This window comes from Pseudomonas sp. JZ134 (genome assembly GCF_051027695.1).
Classification (GTDB): domain Bacteria; phylum Pseudomonadota; class Gammaproteobacteria; order Pseudomonadales; family Pseudomonadaceae; genus Chryseomonas; species Chryseomonas luteola.
Genome location: NZ_CP069251.1, coordinates 743,369 through 757,748, shown reverse-complemented (window position 1 = coordinate 757,748; position 14,380 = coordinate 743,369). Strand labels below are relative to the sequence as shown.

General features: G+C 54.6%; 14 protein-coding genes. 9 read left to right on the top strand and 5 right to left on the bottom strand.

All coding sequences use genetic code 11. The features are described from left to right. Positions 1–100: 100 nt before the first annotated feature. Positions 101–1,936, bottom strand: coding sequence for an NAD(P)-binding domain-containing protein (locus JQR86_RS22845; protein WP_434155172.1), 1,836 nt, complete (start codon positions 1,934–1,936; stop codon positions 101–103). Between the two features lie 523 nt (positions 1,937–2,459). Between JQR86_RS22845 and JQR86_RS22840 the strand changes: the two genes are divergently transcribed. Further along, positions 2,460–4,337: a sigma-54-dependent Fis family transcriptional regulator gene (locus JQR86_RS22840; RefSeq protein ID WP_434155171.1), complete on the top strand. Its 1,878-nt coding sequence runs from the start codon at positions 2,460–2,462 to the stop codon at positions 4,335–4,337. A 155-nt stretch (positions 4,338–4,492) separates the two neighbouring features. Here JQR86_RS22840 and JQR86_RS22835 read toward each other — a convergent pair whose 3' ends face one another. Next, entirely contained in the window at positions 4,493–4,900 is a 408-nt protein-coding gene (locus JQR86_RS22835; protein WP_286788921.1) for a hypothetical protein, read from the bottom strand. Positions 4,901–5,201: 301 nt separating this feature from the next. On the opposite strand from JQR86_RS22835, the gene JQR86_RS22830 reads away from it, so the two are divergent. Continuing rightward, complete coding sequence (locus tag JQR86_RS22830) at positions 5,202–7,160, top strand: methyl-accepting chemotaxis protein (RefSeq protein WP_434155169.1); 1,959 nt, start codon at positions 5,202–5,204, stop codon at positions 7,158–7,160. Positions 7,161–7,371: 211 nt separating this feature from the next. Here JQR86_RS22830 and JQR86_RS22825 read toward each other — a convergent pair whose 3' ends face one another. Continuing rightward, positions 7,372–7,602, bottom strand: coding sequence for a hypothetical protein (locus tag JQR86_RS22825; RefSeq protein WP_434155459.1), 231 nt, complete (start codon positions 7,600–7,602; stop codon positions 7,372–7,374). Between the two features lie 112 nt (positions 7,603–7,714). Between JQR86_RS22825 and JQR86_RS22820 the strand changes: the two genes are divergently transcribed. The 4 genes from JQR86_RS22820 to JQR86_RS22805 all read left to right on the top strand — a co-directional run bounded on the left by JQR86_RS22820 (position 7,715) and on the right by JQR86_RS22805 (position 9,427). Beyond that, positions 7,715–8,083 carry a MerR family transcriptional regulator gene (locus JQR86_RS22820; RefSeq protein ID WP_150346282.1) on the top strand — a complete coding sequence of 123 codons (369 nt, stop codon included), beginning with the start codon at positions 7,715–7,717 and terminating at the stop codon, positions 8,081–8,083. A 32-nt stretch (positions 8,084–8,115) separates the two neighbouring features. Next, positions 8,116–8,526, top strand: coding sequence for a carboxymuconolactone decarboxylase family protein (locus JQR86_RS22815; RefSeq protein WP_434155167.1), 411 nt, complete (start codon positions 8,116–8,118; stop codon positions 8,524–8,526). A gap of 119 nt (positions 8,527–8,645) precedes the next feature. Next, positions 8,646–8,792, top strand: a complete 147-nt coding sequence (locus JQR86_RS22810; RefSeq protein ID WP_010798786.1) for a hypothetical protein — start codon at positions 8,646–8,648, stop codon at positions 8,790–8,792. Positions 8,793–9,283: 491 nt separating this feature from the next. Beyond that, complete coding sequence (locus JQR86_RS22805; RefSeq protein ID WP_010798784.1) at positions 9,284–9,427, top strand: hypothetical protein; 144 nt, start codon at positions 9,284–9,286, stop codon at positions 9,425–9,427. Between the two features lie 44 nt (positions 9,428–9,471). On the opposite strand, the gene JQR86_RS22800 is transcribed toward JQR86_RS22805, so the two are convergent. Continuing rightward, positions 9,472–9,702, bottom strand: coding sequence for a hypothetical protein (locus JQR86_RS22800; RefSeq protein WP_125889124.1), 231 nt, complete (start codon positions 9,700–9,702; stop codon positions 9,472–9,474). A gap of 401 nt (positions 9,703–10,103) precedes the next feature. Here JQR86_RS22800 and JQR86_RS22795 point away from each other — a divergent pair, with 401 nt between their 5' ends. Together JQR86_RS22795 and JQR86_RS22790 are read left to right on the top strand one after the other, a co-directional pair. After that, entirely contained in the window at positions 10,104–12,047 is a 1,944-nt protein-coding gene (locus JQR86_RS22795) for a methyl-accepting chemotaxis protein (RefSeq protein WP_434155166.1), read from the top strand. 632 nt (positions 12,048–12,679) lie between these two features. Then, positions 12,680–13,042, top strand: coding sequence for a hypothetical protein (locus tag JQR86_RS22790; RefSeq protein WP_010798781.1), 363 nt, complete (start codon positions 12,680–12,682; stop codon positions 13,040–13,042). A gap of 48 nt (positions 13,043–13,090) precedes the next feature. On the opposite strand, the gene JQR86_RS22785 is transcribed toward JQR86_RS22790, so the two are convergent. After that, on the bottom strand, positions 13,091–13,915 hold the full coding sequence (locus tag JQR86_RS22785) for an HDOD domain-containing protein (RefSeq protein WP_150346285.1): 825 nt from the start codon (positions 13,913–13,915) through the stop codon (positions 13,091–13,093). 229 nt (positions 13,916–14,144) lie between these two features. Between JQR86_RS22785 and JQR86_RS22780 the strand changes: the two genes are divergently transcribed. Next, positions 14,145–14,291 (top strand): hypothetical protein, encoded by a 147-nt coding sequence (locus tag JQR86_RS22780; protein WP_010798779.1) that lies wholly within the window; start codon positions 14,145–14,147, stop codon positions 14,289–14,291. The last annotated feature ends 89 nt before the right edge of the window (positions 14,292–14,380 follow it).

The window sequence follows — 14,380 nt, the reverse complement described above, 5'->3', positions numbered from 1 at the left end:
TCAAGCGCCCTGAGGATATCCGGCGTATTGTGAGACGGTCTTGCACATCGCCTGGAGAAAGCATGCAAGACCGCAATATTGAGCGATTGGCGCAAGCCGATCAGCCCTTGTGGTAGCTTGGCGCAAGTTTGTAGACCGAGGTATTCAGCCCCTCGAAGCGTGCCTTGAGTTGGAGAGCCAAATACAGAGAATAATGTCGGGACTGATGGAGATTGCCCCCATGGAACCAGAGGTTGTCTTGCTGGGTAGGCTTCCACATGTTACGCAGCTCTCCCTCATATGGGCCTGGGTCCTTGGTGGTTCCTGACCCAAGCCCCCAGCATCGACCTACTTTGTCAGCCACTTCCTGTGAGATCAGCTTGGCGGCCCATCCATTCATCGAGCCGTAGCCGGTGGCATAGACGATAAGATCAGCCGGTAATCGGCTGCTATCGGTCAGGACTACGGCGTCTGGCTCGATATGATCGACGCCCAGTCCTTTCCCGCTCTTGAGCTTGATAGTGCCATTGGCGATGAGCTCCGACGCCCCAACATCAATGTAATAGCCTGAGCCGCGGCGAACATATTTGAGGAAGAGGCCGGACTCATCGTCCCCGAAGTCCAGCATGAAACCGGCTGCGCTTAACCGCTCATAGAAGTCCTTGTCTCGTTCCTTCACGCGGTCGAAGGCCTTGCGATGGAATTCAGGCAGCACACGGTAGGGCAGGGAAGCGAACAGCATGTCGGCCTTATCTGCCGTAATCCCCTTCTCAAGGGCATCTTCGGAGTAGAGAGGGCCGAAGACGATTTCCATCAACGAATCGGAGCGTACGATATGGGTGCTGGAGCGCTGCACCATGGTGACGTCCGCACCGTTTTCCACAAGATCTGCGCAAATGTCGTGGGCCGAGTTGTTGGCTCCGATAACGACTGCCCGTTTGCCACGCCAGGCATCGCCTCCTGGGTGTTGGCTGGAATGATACTGTTGCCCGGCAAACGTCTCAGCGCCGGGGTAAACGGGAACATTGGGTACGCCCGACATACCGGTTGCCAGAATCAGCTGGGTAGGTTTAAGCGTAATCGGCTTGCCGTCACGTACCACCTCTACGGTCCATTGCCGCGCAGCCTCGTCATAAGAGGCTTTGACGCATTCGGTCTTTGCCCAGTAATTGAGCTCCATGACTTTGGAATACATCTCCAGCCAGTCGCCGATCTGATCTTTGGGCGTAAAGACGGGCCAGTGATCAGGAAAAGGCAGGTAGGGCATGTGGTCGTACCAGACGGGATCATGCAGGCAAAGCGACTTGTAGCGACCACGCCATTGATCGCCCGGTCGTTCAGCCTTGTCGACGATCAAGGTAGGAACGCCAAGGCGCTTGAGCCGTGCGGCAAGCCCCAGACCGCCTTGCCCACCCCCGATGATCAGGCAATAGGGTTGTTCGGTGATACCCAGGGCTGCCTCCTCGTCACGGCGTTTTTCCAGCCAGTTGCGCTTGTCGGCATGACCATGTCCATGCGTTGCACCCATGGGGCGCCGCCGCCCGGAAGGCTCCTCGAACCCTTTGAGTTCACGCATGGTGGTGAGGAGTGTCCAGCACAGCCCGTCTTTGAGTCGCACATAACCTTTACCACGGGCAACGTCTGTTTCCAGACGGATCCAGCCTTCGAGTACACCTTCGGTTAGAGTCGCCTCGCCCTCCAACGTCCAGTGATCAGGTTGGGTCTGTTCGAGGCGCTCCTCAAGCATTTCACGAATCGCGGTTTTGCCCTCCAGCGTAATCAGGTTCCAGCTGAACAGCACCAGATCACGCCAGTGGCAGTCATCGGCAAACAGCTCAAGTGTGCCATCGATGTCTCGTGCAGCAAGGCGGCTGCCGAAGCGCTCTACCCAATTGGAGAGCTGGGCTGTCGGGGATTGCGCTTGCGATACGGCTGTAGGATCAACATGAATATTCATAGGTGTCTCCTCCCGGACTAATTGTTGTTGTGCGCAGCCCGCCCCGGGTCGGCAAGTCCGCGTCGGCTCAAACAGGTCTGTCGTGACGGGGTTAGTTAGGCCGTGCAACGGGCAAGAGAGTGAGGGCTTCCCGGCACCAGGCATGCTGGCGTAGGAGGGATTGTTCAGCGGGCGTAGCGTGCTGCTCCCTTGAATCGATAATGGATGGCTTTGGCGTACCGTATGGCAGGGCGCAAACGTTCCTGGTGCAGAAAAAGGCGTAACGCATAAATGGACTCTCCTGATCGTTGTTGTTGTGCAGGGGAATACATAGGAGAGTGGAGCAAGGATAGGGCCAGGTTTGGAAAACGCTTACCTGCTGTGGTGTTGCCGATACGGTTGTGGCTATCCCAGGTCAGCCCGTGTATCGATCATGGCCTAAGGGGGTGACATTTTGTACCGCTTCTGGCCTACCAGCCTTAGAGGCTTGAATGACCTACACTAGACATTGCACCTTGCCGCCTGCATAGGGAGAATAACAAGAATGTCCCAAAGGCCTCATACTTCAATACCTCCTTTTTCAAGAGCACAAGACAGCTTGCCTTCAGGCTCTACAGACCCGGTTGTCGTACGCTCCTGGCAGCGCTGCCTTGAGCACTACCAGCTGGATCCTGCCAGTCCCCAGGCACCTTGCGTCATAGAGCAGCCGCGCCTGGTTGATCACCGAGAGCCGCTGTGTAACCTCCTTGGCTTGGCCCGTGGGCAGATGAACACCCTTTACCAGCAGCTGGGCGGGGCAGGACACACGATCTTGTTGACCGATGCCCAGGGCGTGGTGATTGAAAGCGTCTTCCATGAGGCAGAGCAAGTTCTGCTCGAGCGTGCTGGCCTGTGGCTTGGTGCGGTATGGAACGAAGATATCGAGGGGACCAACGGGGTGGGTACCTGTCTGGTTGAGCGCCAACCCATCACGATTTTTCGGGAGGAACACTTTCGCAGTCGCCATACGGGTTTGACTTGCTCGGCGATGCCCGTCTTTGATCCGGCCGGAAACCTCCAGGCGGTACTCAACGTTTCTACGGTTCGCGAGCAGCAATCGCGGCAGAGCCAGTTTCATACGATGGCGCTCACGACACTTTCGGCAAAACTGATCGAAAATGGCGTTTTCCTGCAGCATTGTAAGCAGGACTACCTGCTGCGCTTCCATACCCAGCCCGAGTTTCTCGGTCTGCTTAGCGAGGGGCTCCTGTCATTCGATGGAGGCGGTCGGATTACCGCGGTTAACGAGCCGGCCCTGAACCTACTGGCCACCCGCCGTGAGGCGTTGCTGGGTCAGTCGCTGGAGGGCGTGCTTGACATCAGACTCGATGAACTCCTGGCCTATGCGCAGCCGCAACCCAGTACCTATTGGTCGATATGCACCTTGAGCGGCGTGTTGCTCCATGCACAGGTACGGGGCATACAGCTGCGTACAGTTGTAACGCCTCCGCCGGTTCGCCGCGCAAAGATCGAGGGGCTATGTCTCGCCGATCATGCACTACATGCGGCGTTCGATCGGGCGCTCAAGGTGTTGGAGCATGATGTGCCGGTTCTTCTCTATGGGGAGACCGGGACTGGCAAGGAGGCTTTCGCTACTGCGCTGCACCGTGCCAGTTCACGTGCAGGCAAGCCATTTATCGCACTCAACTGTGCGGCCATTCCCGAGGCGCTGATCGAAAGCGAGCTGTTTGGTTATTGCGGCGGAACATTTACCGGTGCACGCAAGGAAGGCATGGCAGGCAAGCTCCAGCATGCCAATGGCGGCGTCCTGTTCCTTGATGAAATTGGCGATATGCCGCTTGCCCTGCAGACCCGGCTACTGCGTGTTCTAGAGGAACGTCATGTCGTTCCGTTGGGAAGTACCACACCACAGCCGCTTGATATTCGCCTGATCAGTGCCAGCCATCGAGACCTCAAGGCGCTGGTGGCGGCGGGTCAGTTTCGGGAAGATCTCTATTACCGCCTGACTGGCCTGCAAGTCACCCTGACGCCTTTGCGAGAACGAAGCGACAAGGCTGATCTGATCGATCATCTGCTCCGAGAGGAGGCTCGTGGCAAAGAAATTCGAGTGGAACCGGCAGCCAGGCAGGCGCTACTGGCGCAGCCATGGCCCGGCAATATTCGTCAGCTGAGAAACCTGTTGAGAACGCTTGTAGCCTTGAGCGAAGGGTGCTGGATCGGCCTCAGGGATGTGGCAGCCGTTCTGCCTCTGGAGGCACCTGCAGAAAATGCATGTAACCCTTTGGGGACAGCGGAGCGTGATGCCCTGGTTGCAGCCTTGCAGGCTGAGCACTGGCATCGAGGGCATGTGGCTGAGCGGCTCGGTATCAGTCGCAATACGTTGTACCGCAAGCTCCGTAAACACGGGCTGATCAACCGTTAATTAAGGTGGCATCTCTCACATCAACCGGAAGGCACCAGGCCGATTAACGGCTACATTAAACGGCTCAGCATTCCAGATTCGCCTTGCCCCGATTGTGACAATCGGGGCGCGCTTGAGAGTTGGTTTTCTCGTCTATACGACCTTCACGAGACTATCTACTGACAAGCGGCCTGCCCAAGCTCTACCAGCTTTCCACCTTGCCTCAGTTCTGCTGCATCCACCACTCTGACGAGCCTTGCAGGCGTACCGTACTGTTTGGCACTCAGGCAAACGGACTCGGCCAGCCGGAACTGCAAGGTATGATCATCGACAACACCTATCTGCAGCAGGGACGGTGTAACCCAGCGGGCTTCCTTGATAGGGCTTTTCTTGTTCGAGACCAGTGCATGAATCAGTTGCTGCCGCTGAGCGACATCAGTAGTTCCCGCTTGAGCCTCGCGCGGAGTTGAAGCGGCACGAAGCCCGAGATAACCCAGGGCAGCGCCCACAATCATGAGCAGCAACAGTACTTTCCTGGCTTTCGACATCGTTAGCGGTTTACCCCAGGGAAACAGGTCAGTCATCTCGTCTGCAATCAGGCAGGGCAAGTCGTTTACCCGATCATCAATGCAAGCTCTTGCAGGACCATCGCGCACGAACCAGACGGGCAAGCTAGCTACCGATACAGATGCCGAAAGTTATAGGGGTTGGACACATATCCTTTCTAAAGATTTTTTCTATCGGTCCGATAGAGAGTGTGATGCCTTGTAAGGGCAGCCTCTGGCTGCGCTCATCCTGCTTAACGTGCAGCCATAAAAGCACGACGGTAGGTAATCGACTGAGCTTCGTACCATTGATATCGAAGCAGACTCTGAGGTGAACATCGTGCTCCGAAACATCCCGTTGGGTTTCAAGCTTCTGCTGATTCTCATATGCCCCCTTCTCGGCTTCCTATGGCTCGCGACGGCGAAGGTGGTTGATAGCTACCAGACCTTGCAGGAGATGAATCGAACGGTGGAAGCGAGCACGGTTGCCCAGAAGGTAAGTCAGTTAATTACTGTGCTGCAGCGTGAGCGCGGCGCAAGCGGTGTTTATCTGGGCAGCAAGGGAAATGCAATGCGGGATATGCTGCCTCGCATGCGTCAGCAGACGGATGAAGCTATGGCGGCCTTGCGCGCGCTTTCTGGAAGTGCCAGAGAGATTCGCGACGCCATGGCTGGATTGGATGGTTTGAAAGCCACCCGTGACCAGATTGATACGTTGGGCATCACCAACCGTGAATCAGGCTCGCGGTTTACCAAAATCATTCAAACGCTGATTGGATTCACTCATTCACTGGAACACAATGTGAATGAGCCATCGCTTGCCCGAGCGTTATCCTCGCTTAATGAATTCATCGAGATGAAGGAGCGGGCAGGTCGTGAGCGGGCCATGCTAGGTGTCGTGTTCAACCAGGATCGATTCGATTCTGATCTGCTATCAGCTTTCAGCCGTAACCTGGGTGAGTTTTCCGCCTACTCCGAGGCCTTCAGACGTAACGCGTCTGAGGCGCTTGTGCGCAAGCTTGATGAAAAGATGCAGCAGCCCAGCGCGCTTGAGGTCGCACGTCTGCAGCATCTGGCGTTCGAGACGCCAATCGGCCAGTCACTGGGTGTGTCTGCCGAAGGATGGTTCAAAACCTCGACGAGCCGAATCGATCTGATGGGCGAAGTAGAGGAAGAGTTGGGACAGCAGGTGGGCGCCCTGGCAGCCAAGGCGCAACATCATGCGTCAGCCGTGCTGTGGACAACGCTGGGTGTCGCAGTGCTTGCGCTGTTGGTCGTCTCGGTGCTGTCCTACCTGATCATTCGCAACATCAGCGTTGCCGTAAAAGCGGTGAACAATGCGCTGCTGGCACTTTCGCAACGCGATCTTACTGCGCGATCCGATTATAAGGGCAAGGATGAATTTGGCGAGATTACCCATAACCTCAATCGTATGGCTGACGAGTTGGGCCAGGTGATTCAGGAAATTGGTAACGCCACCACGCAGGTTGCAACGGCCGCGGAAGAATCCTCAGCGGTCACGCTTCAGACCAGCAAAAGCATTGAGCGCCAGCGCCAGGGTACTGAGCTTGTTGTCACCGCGATCAACCAGATGAGCGCGACCGTGCGAGAGGTAGCTCAGAGCACCAGCGATGCCGCCAGCATGTCACAAGAGGTCAACCAGAGCACAAGCCAGGGTCGACGTGAGGTGGAAAGCACGATCAGTGTCATACGCGAACTGTCTGCCCAGGCCGATCAGACCGCAGCCATCATCAGCGATCTGAAGCGAGAAAGCGACTCCATTTCCACGGTGCTTGATGTGATCCGCGGCATTGCGGACCAGACCAATTTGCTGGCGCTTAATGCGGCCATCGAAGCGGCGCGGGCCGGCGACCACGGTCGGGGCTTTGCGGTGGTGGCTTCCGAAGTACGTATGCTGGCCCAAAAGACACAAGAGTCTACTGGCAATATTCAGCAGATGATTGCAAACCTGCAGACAGGCTCTGATCGTGCTACTCAATCGATGCAGGAGACTGTAGGCAAGGCTCGCGCGGGCGCCTCCAACATCGAGCGGGCCGGTGATATGCTCACCAGGATTGCCGAGGGCGTAGCTAGTATTAACGATAGAAACCTGCAGATTGCTGCGGCTGCGGAAGAGCAAAGCGCCGTAGCGGAGGACATCAACCGCAACATCGTGGAGATCAACGATGTGGCTATCCAAGTCAGCGCAGGTGCCGAGCAGACTGCCGCAACCAGTCTGGAGCTGGCGCGTCTGGCTGAGCACCAGCAAAAGCTGGTAGGTCGGTTCAGGTTGGCGTAAACCGTACGTGTAATCGATTGACTCGTTTTGCTGAGCTACGCTTGGTTATCGTTATTAGCCGATCCGGCTAGTGTCTGAGTCATCTGAACGTTTGTCAAAGACAGACGTTCAGGCTCAACAGGCGGGTATCAAAGACGTTACCTTTAAAAGACAATCAGCTGCCTGCCGGTTACTGTACCGGCAGTGCTCTTATGGCGACCTTGTTTATTTATCAGCCGGTGCCGCCTGAGAGGAGCCTGACTGCGCGGCACCGGATCTCTTGTTCCGACTGGGTATCTTTGGCTTTGTCCTTCTTATTGGCCTCGTGATGGCCAACCGCGCATCCTGCCGCCGCACCTGCACTGTCGTAATGTCCCGCAACATGGCCGGCAGCGCCTCCTACGTCAGCTCCCGCGATCAGCTCAAGTGGATGGCCTCGCAAGTCCTTCGAGGGATAGGGCAGCCGCGTCTGTAGCAAGCGGTCTCTAGACGATTACGGCATAACATGAAGAGGTGTCGGCGAGCAGAAAAAAGTGTTTGACTTAGAGCGCACTCTAACCTCTAGGATCTTCTCCATGGACTCGAATTTAACGATAGATGAAGTTGCCAAGCGTACTGGTCTGACGGCTCACACGTTGCGCTACTACGAGCGTATCGGGTTGATTGCGCCTGTTGGCCGAGCCCCTGGCGGCCAACGGCGTTACGCAGCATCAGACATGGCCTGGATCAGTTTTCTTCTAAGGCTGCGTACCACCCAGATGCCTATCGGAAAAATGCTGACCTTCGCAAAGTTGCGTGCTGTTGGAGACTCAACCGTATCCGAGCGCCGTCGCTTGCTGGAGGATCACCTGGCGGAGGTACTTGCCCAAATCGAGGCCATGAAAAAGTCTGCCGATGCCCTGCAAGCCAAGGTCGAGCACTACCAGGCGCTGGAGCATTCCTGACATAACCCTTAGCTACCATGGAGAGACGCCTGATGAACATTGCAACGCGCTATGAACGCGGACTTGAGAAGTTAAAGGAAATCGATGGTGAGATAGGCGAGCGCGTCGTCGCCAGTCTTGCTGACATCGCTCCGGACTTTGCACGCTATCTAATCGAGTTTCCGTTTGGAGACATCTACTCTCGTCCCGGTCTTGACCTTAAAAGTCGAGAAATTGCAGTGGTGGCGGCGCTCACGGCTATGGGGAATGCAGCGCCTCAACTCAGAGTACATATCCAGGGCGCGCTGAATGTAGGTGTTTCGCGTGAAGAAGTCATTGAGACGATCATACAGATGTCGGTCTATGCAGGCTTCCCAGCGGCGTTGAACGGACTGTTCGCAGCCCAAGAGGTCTTTGCATCGCTAGATACTTTGGATCAACCAGTAGCGGAACCAGAGCAGTAAGGCCGCCAAGGCTTGGGTATTCATAAAGACCGTTTGATTCAAAGCGTTTCACGGATTCAATGAAGCCCTACAAGTGCTGTCCAACGATAGGGTCATTTAGGACCCCACTCGAGGTGTATATGAATACTCAACCAATCGACACATGGCGGATGCAGGGCTCTGATCCATTAGGTCCGGGTGATGAAGTAGGTGCGAACGATGACGAGATGGCACCACTGGACCCTGACCAGGCACCTGACGAGGCCGATGAAGAAGGTGGCATCTGATAGAGGGTTACCTCAAGTCCTGCCAATGCAAGGCTTGAGGTATCAGATTAACGGTCGTATTGTTAATACAGTATTTGATGTGAATCCTGTCACAACATGATATCTCTGCGCAGCAGCAATCGCTGCTCCTGCAGAGGCATCATTATGGTCAGGTCAGGCGGTGGTTTCTTGGTAAGACAAGGAACCGCATTAGCGGTAGGTGCAGCTGTTCTTTTTCTTTTATTTGGCATTATGGGTTGGCTGCTTGAATACCTGTCCTTTGGGATGATGTGTATGCCTATAGCGCTGGGAATTGGGATTCTGACCTTTTTATGTTTAGCGACGATTACCTATAGCCTGCTGGACTGATCTGCGTAAATGAACGCTCGGTTTTATGCCGAGCTTTTATTGTTCAGCTAATTAGACGAGCGGAAACGGTGGTGCGAACACTTCTTGGTTTGACGACTCCAAGTTATAAGGCCGCTTTGGCCTTATAAGAAAGGAGATGCACCATGGCTACGTATGAGCACGCTCCACTAACAGCGCAAAGCCCTGACCCGCTTAAACCAGACGATACAGGTATTGGTGGCGATGTGGTTGATCCCGCTATGCCAGACGATACTTTGGATGATGACGATGTAAATCGTCCCTTGTAGTTGAATACTTGAATAGAAGCCCGGTTATATAACCGGGCTTCTTGCTAACAGCGATCAAGATCTTCCCACATCTTTTTCCAGTACGCGTCCGCTTCGCTGTGTCGTGATCTCAAGGCCGTTTCGAGCTGTTTCCGTTCATCCGATTGATGAGGTGCTGCGCATTCGAGATATTGAGTGGCTGCTTCTTGTACCCGTTGCTCAAGTTGATTCCACTCTGTCACAGCTGCCGTCCACGACTTGCCCGTCAGTGCTTCATACTTTTCGTGCCCATCCATACGGTCGTCCTCAAGAAGATGCATGTTGATAGACACGGTTTTCAGGCTTCAATTTCAATCCGTCATGGTTAGAGTGTTCATTTGCGCTGCGTAATTAGTGCTCTGCGGTAACTTTGGCGCCAAACATTTAAATGTACGGACTAAAATGATTTGGCTGAACTAGTGAGGTACTACTAAAAATATTGCAGAGCTATCTTTCTAATTATCGATACTGTCCTTGAGATAGCTTGGTTTTCTCATTGACCTCAAGGTTGCATTTGCACACGTTTAAAAACGTTGTTAGGCCTACAGCTATCAAGCTTCCAGCAGATAACTTTCATACCAATCGAGTTTTTCATTACTCCTTTGCCCCACCTTGATTGGCAAATACCACCTATTGCTTTCGCTGGAGCAAGGCCGTTATGAATATCAAACAAAAACTTACCTGCGCATTTGCGGCCATTGCCTGTACACCTGTGCTTCTGATAGCGGTCGTTGTGGCTATGAACCTGCGCAGCCAGGCTCAGGACGACTTCATTGATAGCAGTAGTCGTGAAATTCGCCAGATCGACAATGCTATGCAGCAATTTTTTGCCGGCATCAGCCAGAACGTTGAGTATCTCGCCAAGCTGCCCGCTGTGACAAATACAGAGCCACTCAAACGTTATATGCAGCCCAATGCTGATCAACTGCCAACACCCAGCAGCAACGCGGTAATGCTTGATCTTTTTACTCGATTTGCCACTACGCATCCCGCTACGGCCTATTTGTCAGTAGGGCAGGCTGATGGCGGCTATGCACTATGGCCGGACGATCCTAAGCTCAGCAATTACGATCCACGGGTACGACCCTGGTATAAGACCGCCATGGATAATCCGGGCAAAACGGTACGGACATCAGCGTATTACTGGGCACCTGACGATGTGGTGCTAATGGGAACCGTACGCACCATAGACGATGCTCAGGGCAGGCCAGTTGGCGTGCTTGGGCTGGATGTGTCGCTCAAGCAGCTGACCGACCTGGTTAAGCAGATCAAGTTGGGTGATAGCGGCTACCTTATGCTGGTCGAAGACAATGGTAACGTACTGGTCGATCCCAGCCATGCAGAGCATAACTTTAAGTCGCTAAAGGATTTAGGTAATGAATACGCTCGCTTGGCGAGCGCTACGAGTGGACTGCAGCAAGTTGAACTTGATGGTGTGCAGTACATGGCAAATGTCTGGTCTTCGCCAGACTTGGGCTGGCGCTTCATCGGGTTGATTCAGCGCGACGAGGTGATGGCTAGAACGTCGAGCCTTACTTGGCAGATCGCTTTGATCGCTACGGTTTTGGTTATTATCTTTGCTCTGGTGGGCGCCAGCTTCGCCGGTTTAATCGCAAAGCCAATCCGCAGCGTAGCCGATGGGTTGGAGGGCATTGCACAAGGTGAGGGTGATTTAAGCCGGAGTTTGACCGTTCGTGGCAAGGACGAAACAGCCCTGCTTGCGCGTTGGTTCAACCAGTTCCTGGACACAATCCGTCAGCTTGTGCAGCGCGTCAGCAGTGCATCGACAGGGTTGCAGCAAGCCTCCCACGACAGTACACGCGTCGCGCATCAGATTAACGATGCTGCAGGCCGGCAACGCGAAGCCGTAGAGCTTGTTTCTACTGCATTCAATGAGATGGTTGCTACAGCCAACGAAGTGGCGCGCTCTTGTAGTCAGGCCGCGGTATCGGCAGATACCGGTTTCCGCGAGGTACATAATGGTCAACTACAGATCGACGAGGCTACAGGAAGTGTTGCGCAGCTAAGTGACAACCTCGCGCAGGCTACCCAGGCGATGCTTGTTCTGGAGCAGGACAGCAAGAACATTAATGCCATCCTCGACACAATCCGCTCGATTGCCGATCAGACAAACCTGCTGGCCCTGAACGCTGCCATCGAGGCGGCTCGAGCAGGCGAGCAGGGCAGAGGCTTTGCCGTAGTGGCCGATGAGGTTCGAGCGTTAGCCAAGCGCACGTCTGATTCAACCGGAGAGATTGACGGGCTTTTGGGCGGTCTGGCGCGGCGCACCCAGGAAGTCACGAAACAGATGCAAAACAGCTTGTCGATGTCCCATAACAGCGTCGAGCGCATTCAATTAGCCAGGGTTAGCTTTGAGCAGATCCGCTGTTCGGTCGACAATATCCGCGATCAGAACATACAGATATCTGCGGCTGCCGAAGAGCAGCATCAGGTCGCCGAAGATATCAATAGACATATTTCGCACATTCATGACGACGCCCTGGTGGTAGAGCGGTTGGCTCAAGCGGCTCGTACAGATGCCGCACGTCTGGAGCATCTTTCAGAGGAGCTACATGGATTGATCGGAGGATTTCGGACGTAATCAGCCTTCAGGAGGGGTACGCATAGTTGCAAGCCCCTCCTGACACCGCCAGGTATGGATGTGAGAGCCCGTAGCTGGCGTTGCGGAAATGCTATTAGCAACGAGCTAGAACGCCGGCGTAAGCCATAAAGCGCATGGTTAGCTCATGAAAAGCACAAGCTCAGCCGGTTTGGTTAATGCGCTAGTCTTACAGCTCAACCTTTGGGTCGGATAGAACGCATTGCGGGGCTGATTATCCAATGTCTGTACTGCGATCCTGAGCGATCTTTCTGGTACTGAACCAGGCAGTCAGATAGGCATAGACATAGCCGATTCAGCCTTTCGTTTATTCAAAAAGAGCGTTCCGCTTTGTTTTCCTGCACCTCACTTTGCTTATCAAACGCATGCAAGATTTCCTGAAAAAAGTCTTTTTTCCTGTGTCTCCTATAGCTCAATCCAGCGTCTAGTTAATGAGCAAAGCCTTCATCTACAAGGCGGCGTTTGGGTTTTGACCGGTAACACGATTAGTTGAAACATGAACGCCGTATCGTCAGGACCGTTGGGCCTGCTCTACAAGACTTAGGGGAACCCCTCCGTGATTAGCGGTTCTAGTCTTAAGTGGTAGTGCTTTATAGGTAGAGGAGAGCCAGTCTATGAAGGCAATCCGTATGTTGGCGGCAACCGTGGCCCTTGGTGTAACAAGTGGTCTTGCATGGGCTGATCTGCCTCCTGTGATCACGATGGGCCCCGGCTTCAAGATCGTGGTGAATGGTGCAGAAGTGCCGGTCTTCGGCTTTGACCGTTGCCCGCAGGCCGCTCTGGATCCACAGAACACCTTCCATATCCCTGGCGAGCAGGCCAAGGCCTGTACCGTCATTCCCAGTTACCAGAGTGAAGTCAAAGTCCGCATGATGCTGCGCTCCGGTCCGGTCGTGGAAACCTGGGGGGTCATGCGTTATGGCAACATGCTGGGCTTTCGCCGGCCCGGCGGCGATCTTGTCGTTCCGGCGACCTGACCGTTAAGCTGAGGTGATACCCGGCAGCACATGGCTGCCGGGCAGGGTTCAGCCGATCAGTTCGGCAAACGCCTTGTCGGCTTCAAGCACGTCGGGTAAGGCAGCAAACAGCTTGTCTGTATCTAGTCCGTTGAACAGGGGGCCGGTCAGATGCTGCTGTGCCTCAGGCGTGGCACCATGGGCTTCGTAGACATCGCTGATCGCTACTGCTTGCGCCACAATGCGTGGGTAATCGTCCGCCTCGGCAGGTGCCTGGGTGGGACGACCTTGATAAGCGATCGCTTGTTGAATGACCTTGGGTAATTGCCAACGCTTTGCCAGCTCTGCCCCTACTTCTGGATAGCCAAAGCCCAATTGCACGGTCTCATCCGCTGCTCGTCCCGTAGCGTCCTTTTTAGGTTGCTTGTTCAGCTTGGCTGCATAGTCAGGCGCACCCGCCTGAATCAGCAGCTCACCAATGTTATGCATCATGCCACAGGTAAAGGCTGTGTCCGGGTCTTTGCCCAGCTGCTTTGCCAGGAGTCGACAGATACTGGCTACCCGAAAACTGTGAGTCCAGAACGCTTTTAGGTTATAGCCTGAGTCCACCTTGAACGCGCCTGTCATGGCGGACGCCAGAACCAACGTACGAAGCGTATTGAAGCCCAGGCGCATGGTGGCATCTTCGATGCTGGTCGAATCACGAGCACCCTTGAACCGGGCCGAATTGGCGAGGCGTAATACCTTAGCGGCAATGACGGGATCCCGCTCTACATTACGCGCAACACTGTCCAGGCTGGAGGAAGGGTTATCGAATTGCTGGATGAGATCCTGGGCGACCTTGGGCACGCTGGGCAGGTTGTGAATCTCATTGAACAGGGTGTCGATATTCATGAAGGCTCCTTGTTGCCTGAACGGTATATTCCAAAGCATAGAAAAGCTTTGCCAAGTCGCTAGGGGTCAGACGTCGGCTCGCTGGGGCAGGAGACGTGTAATAGTCCAGTAAAGTGCGGATCCTTATCTTCAATCCCTGCTGCAATAACCCTAAGCGCTCAGCCAGCCTGAACAAAGTGGCCATAGACTTGCCCAACAAAAAGGGCACCCACTGCACAGGAGAAGACTGATGGTTGAATTCCAAAAGGCACCGGACGACCCGGAAATCGATCCAACCCCTTCACCACAGGATGAGCCAATCGGTGATGATCAGCGTGAGCATGCCCCCGATGAGCGTCTTCCTCAAAAGAATCCGACTGACCCGGAGTACAGCTGATGGACAACGATCCTCATCGTCATTTCGATGACGGTGTTCCAGACGAGACTCACCCGGACGAGATGCCTGCGGAGGATGACAATACGCCG